This is a genomic window from Sinorhizobium fredii USDA 205, assembly GCF_001461695.1.
GTDB lineage: Bacteria > Pseudomonadota > Alphaproteobacteria > Rhizobiales > Rhizobiaceae > Sinorhizobium > Sinorhizobium fredii.
The window spans coordinates 1-7,630 of sequence record NZ_AUTC01000201.1 but is presented as its reverse complement, the minus strand read 5'-3'; the positions used below and the strand labels follow the sequence as shown (position 1 = coordinate 7,630).

Annotated in this window: 8 protein-coding genes; 6 read left to right on the top strand and 2 right to left on the bottom strand. The window is 61.5% G+C overall.

Annotated elements, in window-relative coordinates; translation table 11 throughout:
• Positions 1–161: 161 nt before the first annotated feature.
• Complete coding sequence (locus N181_RS30110; protein WP_037400539.1) at positions 162–632, bottom strand: NUDIX hydrolase; 471 nt, start codon at positions 630–632, stop codon at positions 162–164.
• A 413-nt stretch (positions 633–1,045) separates the two neighbouring features.
• Between N181_RS30110 and N181_RS30105 the strand changes: the two genes are divergently transcribed.
• On the top strand, positions 1,046–1,507 hold the full coding sequence (locus tag N181_RS30105; RefSeq protein ID WP_050984146.1) for a helix-turn-helix domain-containing protein: 462 nt from the start codon (positions 1,046–1,048) through the stop codon (positions 1,505–1,507).
• 64 nt (positions 1,508–1,571) lie between these two features.
• Here the strand turns inward: N181_RS30105 and N181_RS33560 are convergent, their stop codons facing one another.
• Positions 1,572–1,784: a hypothetical protein gene (locus N181_RS33560; protein ID WP_109982186.1), complete on the bottom strand. Its 213-nt coding sequence runs from the start codon at positions 1,782–1,784 to the stop codon at positions 1,572–1,574.
• Between N181_RS33560 and N181_RS33555 the strand changes: the two genes are divergently transcribed.
• From N181_RS33555 to N181_RS30075, 5 genes are all read left to right on the top strand, one after another.
• Positions 1,783–2,139, top strand: coding sequence for a hypothetical protein (locus N181_RS33555; protein WP_141322354.1), 357 nt, complete (start codon positions 1,783–1,785; stop codon positions 2,137–2,139). The two genes, N181_RS33560 and N181_RS33555, sit on opposite strands and share 2 nt — an antisense overlap.
• 29 nt (positions 2,140–2,168) lie before the next feature.
• Positions 2,169–3,926 (top strand): alkaline phosphatase, encoded by a 1,758-nt coding sequence (locus N181_RS30090; protein WP_037400533.1) that lies wholly within the window; start codon positions 2,169–2,171, stop codon positions 3,924–3,926.
• A 74-nt stretch (positions 3,927–4,000) separates the two neighbouring features.
• On the top strand, positions 4,001–4,471 hold the full coding sequence (locus tag N181_RS30085; protein WP_037400531.1) for a hypothetical protein: 471 nt from the start codon (positions 4,001–4,003) through the stop codon (positions 4,469–4,471).
• Positions 4,472–4,475: 4 nt separating this feature from the next.
• Complete coding sequence (locus tag N181_RS30080) at positions 4,476–5,165, top strand: ABC transporter ATP-binding protein (RefSeq protein ID WP_060564131.1); 690 nt, start codon at positions 4,476–4,478, stop codon at positions 5,163–5,165.
• Positions 5,162–6,418: an ABC transporter permease gene (locus N181_RS30075; protein WP_037400527.1), complete on the top strand. Its 1,257-nt coding sequence runs from the start codon at positions 5,162–5,164 to the stop codon at positions 6,416–6,418. Before N181_RS30080 ends, N181_RS30075 begins: the two co-directional genes overlap by 4 nt.
• The last annotated feature ends 1,212 nt before the right edge of the window (positions 6,419–7,630 follow it).

Below are 7,630 nucleotides of genomic sequence, written 5' to 3'. Positions count from 1 at the left end.
AAATCGAATTCGATTTAAGGACAAAGACATGCAGCAATTCAAAGTGCTGCAGCGACCTTTGCGCGCCTGATAGGGCGCGCGGCGCTGTAGTGAGCGGGCCTGATTGACCGCTTGATACCACAGTGGCAGCGGAAACCGGCTTCAGTTGCGCCAACCCGCAGTCAAGCCAGCGCGAGCTGCCCAGGTTTCGTCCTGCCCGCCAGGCAAAGAAGAAGTTCGCGGAGCCTCGGGTTTGAGACCTCCCGGGCTGCCGTTTCAAGCGGAGCCCATTGCCTTTGCCGGCTATCCTTTTCTGGAAAGTCTGCGAGCATTTCCTCGACTTCGAGCAAATGCACATCGATGTGGTAGGCAAGATCGCCGCGATCCTTGGTGTAGACGAACGAGCCGATCGCTACGTCAGATACAATGCCCCTGACGCCAGCCTCTTCCAACGCTTCGCGGGCGGCCGCGGTCCCAGAGCTTTCTCCGGTTTCGACATGGCCCTTTGGTATTCCCCACTGGCCATTTCGTCGGCTCGCCACAAGCAACACCTCAGGCGGTCTGCCTGCGCACATTCGATAGCAGATCGCCCCCGCCTGTTCGACGCGATTCGCGGGAGCGGTTTCGCTTTCCGGTGAGAGCGTCTCTCTCATCCTCACGGCCTCGATCCGAGATTGTCCAGACTGCCGCGGCGAATTCTACGGTCGTTTGTGACAGTTCTGTGACGACCGTCCGCAGGGAAGAAAAGATCAGCAGCGAGGAGAACGAAGTTGGCGTTCCCCGCTTGCCGCTCGCGCGGCCCAGGGGACTTACGTCCAAGGGAAGATGGCCAAAGGTCCGAAGGATGCGGCTAAAGGTCCAAGTCCGGTTGTCGACGGTTTTCGCCAGCTATACGGTCATTTGCGTCGGACGTGGGACCCCAGAGCTTCACCCGCATCGTCCCTTCTGGGCAGCTCTGGGTCTCCGCACCGCGCGTCAGATATCTCCCACAGCTTCTTCGTTCTTGCAGTGCGAGGTCTGGCTCGCTCCTGGCCGGCATGAGTCCGAGAGATTCAGGGAGAAGTCTTTGTCCAGCAGGCTCAACGAGCAGAGAAAGCCAGATCCGATAGACTTCAACGTGGGCCGCAAAATTCGCACGCATCGCCGCTTGCTGCGTATGTCACAGACGGAACTTGCCGACGCACTTGGGGTGACTTACCAGCAGGTGCAAAAATACGAAAACGGCCGCAGCAAGATCAGCGTAGGCCGGCTCCAGGCCGTTGCAAACGTGCTCAGCTTGCCAGTCTTATCATTCTTCGAGAATTCGCCGGACAGCGCCGACCGTTGCGATGCGAGGCTGAAAACCGGTCAATCGCTGGCAGAGTTTGCTTCCGGCCCCACGGGTATCGCTCTCAATCGGGCTTTCGCCCGGATCACTGATAAAGAGGTCAGAAGTGCGTTCCTCGGTTTGGTGAATCGAATTGCCGAGCAAGAAGATAAGCGCGAAGGGGGAAGATCTCAGCAGCGCAGAAACGAACGAGATGCGTAGACGCGGCCTCACTCGGCCGCAGATACCTCACCGACCTCGCGCAGCATCGATGCTTTCCCGCATTCTACATCAGGCCTTTCAATTCAGCGCGAAGGTGCTCGCCGTCTCGTACTCCAGCGCGAAAGAGTTCTACGAGGTGAACGGCAAGTTCTTTCGCTTCGGCGCCGTCGCACGTCAGGCCTCTGAGCTTAATCTGTTCGTCGAACACAGATCGCATCAGGTCCAGATCTTGAGGGGTGAAGATTTGGGATCCAGCGTCGTAAAATGAAGGGAGCATGGCACGTCTCCTCGTGCTCAAAAGAGCGGAAGCGTCCCTTGGTCGTCCGGATGGAACCCTATTCAAGGAACAATTAAGGCATTTAGGGGGAGGGCCCGATAAACTCGCGCCCGCCCTGAGCCGATGCAGGCCGGCAGCATGGGTGGCCGCCGACATCGTCCGCATCAACAACGGCATGCTTGCCGAGCGCTGCGCCGTTCAGGACGAAACCACGCTGCCGGGCCTCGCACGTTCCAACCGCGATATCAGTCTGCGGACATTTCGAGGACGCCGGAGGCCACTGATACCGGCGTCCGTTCAACGGCTTTCCGCTGTCATCCATGTGTCACGCTGGCTCGCTAGTCACGATCCGTAACGTGAATTCTCAACCGCGCGAGGATCCCCATGCGTAAATTTCTATCCGCTCTCGCCGCCGCCACCATGCTGGCTGGCGTTGCTGACGCAGCCACCGTCTACCCGCTCGATCGTGCGACGATCCTCGTCGGCTCGCCTTTCGACTTCAAGGTCGAGTTCGACGGCGTCGTCAAGCAGGAAGACGTGAAGGTCACCATCAATGGCCAGGACGCCAAGTCCGTTCTCGGCGCCGATGTCGAATTCGTGGCCGATGAACAGGACAAGGATGGCAAGAGCCTCGGTTCCGCCGTGATCTTGCGCGCCGCCAAGGTCGCCAAGGCCGGCGCCTACAAGGTGGAAGTCAGCGCCGGCGACCAGGCAAAGACCGTAACCTGGGACGTATTCGGCACCTCGGCCACGCCGAAGGCCAAGAACGTCATCTTCCTCCTCGCCGACGGTCTGTCGGTTTCCCATCGCACCGGCGCCCGCCTGATGTCGAAGGGGATGACCGAAGGCAAGGCGAACGGACGTCTTTTCATGGATGACCTCGACCACATGGCCTTCATCGGCACGTCCGCGACCAATGCGGTCGCCACCGACAGCGCCAACACCATGTCGGCCTACATGACCGGCCACAAGACGGCGATCAACGCACTCGGCGTCTATGCCGACCGCACCCCGGATTCGCTTGACGACCCGCGCGTCGAAAACATCGCCGAAGCGGTGCGCCGCCTCACCAAGAAGTCGATCGGCGTCGTTTCCACCGCCGAGATCGAGGACGCCACGCCGGCCGCCGTCATCGCCCACACCCGCAAGCGCGGCGACAAGGCTGATATCGCCACGATGTTCCTCGACACGAAGCCGGACGTCATCCTCGGCGGCGGTTCGGCCTACTTCCTCTCCAAGGACGTGGCGGGCTCGAAGCGCAAGGACGACAAGGACCTGATCAAGGCCTTCAAGGACGACGGCTATACGCTGGCGACCGACAAGTCGGAGCTCGCCTCCGCCGCCGGCACCAATTCCGGCAAGATCCTCGGCCTGTTCCACACCGGCAACATGGACGTAACGCTTGACCGCGAATTCCTCAAGAAGGGCACGGTCGAGAAGTTCCCGAACCAGCCCGGCCTCAAGGACATGACCAAAGTCGCTCTGGAACAGCTTTCCAAGAATCCGGAAGGCTTCTTCCTGATGGTGGAAGGCGCCTCGGTCGACAAGATGTCGCATCCGATGGATTGGGACCGCTCGCTCATCGAAACCATCGAGTTCGACCAGGTGGTCGGCATGGCCCGCGAATTCGCCAAGGCCCATCCCGACACGCTGATCGTCGTGACCGGCGACCACACGCATGGCGTTTCGATCATCGGCACGATCGACGACGAGAAGCCGGGCACCGAGATGCGCGAGAAAGTCGGCGTCTATGCGGATGCTGGCTTCCCGAACTACGAGGACAAGGACGGCGACGGCTTCCCCGACAAGGTCGACGTGAGCCGCCGCCTCGCCATCTTCGCCAACAACTATCCGGACTATTACGAGACCTTCCGTCCGAAGATGGACGGTCCGTTCGAGCCGGCCATCGAGAACGAGAAGAAGGAATACGTCGCCAATCCGGCCTACAAGGACGTGCCCGGCGCCGTGCTGCGCGAAGGCAACCTGCCGCGCAATGCCGATACCGCCGTTCACGCAGTCGATGACGTCGTGCTGCAGGCCGCCGGTCCGGGCGCCGGGGAGTTCAAGGGCTACATGGAAGAGAGCGACGTCTACCGCGTCCTCGCCGACGTCCTTGCGCTCGGCAGCAGCGAGAACATGTAACCCGTTCCGATAACACTGCTCCGGGCGGTGCAAGCCGCCCGGAAAGCATTTTCCGAACCAGGACGAGTTCTGTCATGGGCAAAGTACTTTCCGGTTCCCGGTTCAGGCGGCGGGATGTTCTGGCGATGATCGGCCTGTCGCCGATGATCACGCTTGCCAAACCCGCCCTCGCCGCGCCGACCCAACTGAGCTTCGATGACCTCTACGGCAAGATCAGCGTGCTCGGGCTCGAATTCTCCGACAAGGTCAAGTCGCTCGATGGCCGGGACGTCGAGATGAGCGGCTTCATGGCTCCGCCCCTGAAAGCCGAGGCGAAATTCTTCGTACTGACCGAAATCCCGATGTCGATCTGCCCCTTCTGCTCGACCGATGCCGACTGGCCGGACAATATCGCGGTCGTCTATCTCGACGAGGCGCAGACCTTCGTGCAGGCCGGCGTGCGGATCGATGTGACCGGCAAGCTCGAGGTAGGCTCCTGGACCGATCCGGAAACCGGTTTCCTCAGCCGCTTGCGCCTGCGCGGCGCAACCTACTCGGTCGCCTGAGCTCATGCTGTCGCTTACGCTTTCCGACATTTCCGTATCCTATCCGGGGCTCGCTACGCCGGCGCTCGAGATCGACAGGCTGGCGATCCCGGCAGGTGCCCACGTGGCGATCACCGGTGCTTCAGGCTCCGGCAAGAGCACCTTCGTCAACATCGTCACCGGGCTTGAACGGGCACGCCAAGGCCGCATCGATTGGAGCGGCACGGACATCGCCAAATTTTCGGAAAGCCGCCGCGACCGCTGGCGAGCGGAGGATGTCGGCCTGATCATGCAGGATTTTCACCTCTTCCCCGGCTTGTCGGCGCTCGAGAACGTGCTGCTGCCGGCGCGACTGTCAGGGGCTGCTTCAGCAGAGATCATCGGGCGCGGGCACGATCTTCTAAAACGGACGGGCCTTCAACGGCCGCAGCAGAGGATCGAGACCATGTCGCGCGGCGAGATGCAGCGCGTCGCCGTTGCCCGGGCGCTGCTGCGCAAGCCTGGGGTCATCATCGCCGACGAGCCGACTGCCAGCCTCGATGTCGAGAGCGGCGAAGCCGTCGGCTCGCTTCTGCTCGAACTGGCCGGACAAGAGGAGAGTACGCTCATCGTCGTCTCGCACGATACACGGCTGACGGATCGCCTGTCGCGCAAGGTCACCTTCAATATGGGCCGGATTGTCAGCGACACTGGTAGGATGGAGCGGGCCGCGTGATCCGCTTCATCCTCGCAGACCTTCGGAAGTATTGGCTCGGCTCGGCCGTCGTCGTGCTGATCGTGGCGCTCGCCGTGGCGCTCGGCGTTGCCGTGACCTTACAGGAGCGGGCCCTCAGGCTCGGCAGCGCACGCGCCGCCGACAAGTTCGACCTGGTGATCGGTGCTGCCGGCAGCGAGAACCAATTGGTGCTCTCCTCCGTCTTCCTGCAAGCCTCGCCGCTGCCGCTGATGGACGGCCGTGTGCTGACACAGCTCGCTTCCGATCCGCGTGTCGCCTGGGCAGCGCCGATCGGCTTCGGGGATTCCTTCATGGGCTACCCGATCGTCGGCACGACGACGGCGCTGGTGAACAATCTCGCCGATGGCTTGGCCGAAGGCAAGGTGTTCGCCCGGGAGGGCGAGGCGGTGATCGGCGCGAGCGTCGCCCTTAAACTCGGCGACCAGATCAAGCCGATGCATGGCGCTGCCGAGGAAGGTGGCCATACGCATGCCGAACTCGCCTATCGCGTCGCCGGCCGCCTGAAGCCTACTGGCACCGCTTGGGATCGCGCCGTGCTGGTGCCGATCCAGGCAGTCTGGCACATCCATGGGATGGGCCATCATGACGAGGCCGAGGTAGAGCGCAATCACGATGCCCATGGAGAGGCCGCCGAGGCGCACGAGCATCATGCCGCCGACCCGGATGCCACGATAAGCGAGACGTGGGACGCCGACGTACCCGGCCTGCCAGCGATCCTGGTGAAGCCGAAATCTATCGCCGATGCCTACAAGCTCAGGCAGCAATACCGCGCCGGCACGACGCTGGCGGTCTTCCCGGCCGAGGTGCTGACCCGACTCTATGCGACGCTCGGTGATGCCAAGCGGGTGTTGTTTGCCGTCGCCACCGGATCGCAGGGGCTGGTTGCCGCCTCGGTGCTACTGGTCACCGTCATGCATGTGGGGCAGCGGCGGCGGCAGATCGGCGCGCTCAGAGCGTTGGGCGCGCCGCGCCGGGCGCTGTTTTCGATCGTTTGGCTGGAGCTGTTCGTGTTGGTGGCCATGGGCCTGGCTGCCGGTTTTGCACTCGGCTATGCGGCGGCGCTGGCGGTCTCCGGCATGGTGGCAAGCGGCAGCGGCGTCAGCATTCCCGTGAACTTTGCCCGCGACGACATCGGGTTCGCGGTCGCACTGCTTGCCTTTGCCGCACTGATTTCTTCCGTGCCCGCCGTCCTCGCCTACCGTCAGTCGCCCGCTTCAGCACTCCGTGGGTGAGCTTTGGAAATGCCGACCTCTTTCGGAGAGGCAACCGAAGGTCCCTGTCAAAGACAGACGGCCGCACGAACGCGCGCGGTGGGACAAGTGCGTAACGGCCTGAGGTCAGGTCATTCGGTGGCTAACCTAACTTTGCAATTGGCCAGACCAATATTTCACGCCTTGAGATTCCCTAAGGGGTGGATAGCGGCCTGCTGAGAAGCGAATGGCGGACAGAGAGTCTTCCGAATTGATTGGCCTAAACGATTGAAATATCTTCCGGAGAGGAAGACATTTTTTGCTTCATGCCCGCAATCGTGCCCGCAAAAAATTTGTCTGGGGATGGCTTACGAGAGCATTCGTCAGCGGCGCACCATATCTCCATGCCTTGATGTCTTTGCTGGCATCGAATGAGTCACGCCAAGTTACGAATACAGAAACTTCCTCGCTTAGATCCGCCGTCAGCGCCGCGCCACACCCCGCAGGCAGCGCTGGCACGCATCGGAAAATTCTCGTAGGTTTGGGTGCGGGTAGGCGGTGCAGCCTGCGCGCCTCGGGTTCGACACCCAACGAGATTTCCGATATATTTGCTTTTGCTCGCGGCGAGGCTGGCGCAGATCTCCGGCCACCTCACAAGTCATTGAGACGGCGTGAACTTCTCTTAATGCGCCGCGGGCCAATCTAAGTAGAAGCGCAGTAAAGCCGACATCGCCGCACTGCCCCGCGGTCGTTCTGATCCTCCAACTGCGGGTCAGATTGCATCGTTTGATCCACTTCCGGCACTTGCTCAGCTCCACGAAGAACGGACCGAACGGGTCTTCCTTAAATGAAGCGGACTGAAAGGGAGCCAAAGCGGTTGTGCTGATTCCAACGGGTGGCCTTGGGAATACGCAGGCTTGGACATCCTTGTTTTTCACCCGTATATTTTGATTACCGGTTCGTCGGCTAGCGTTGGCATCCGACGATTCAAGAGTGGCGGTGTCTGAACTGGCGCCACTACCGGTCCTTTGCAGCGACGGGAAAGCGTCTCCGCACATCCCGACGATTGGAGGCCCTTCGGAAATCAGCCAGTGTGAGTCGACCCGGTTCGGGCGATTCGGACTGGTCTGGCTTATCCGCTGCGACGGACGGCTGCCACTTAGCCCAGACCGCATGACAACACGCTGAGCGGCCTGCTCGAGCTGTGCTAGAGCGTTTCATGTTTTGACGGAAGCGTAGCCGGCGTTTGCGAAG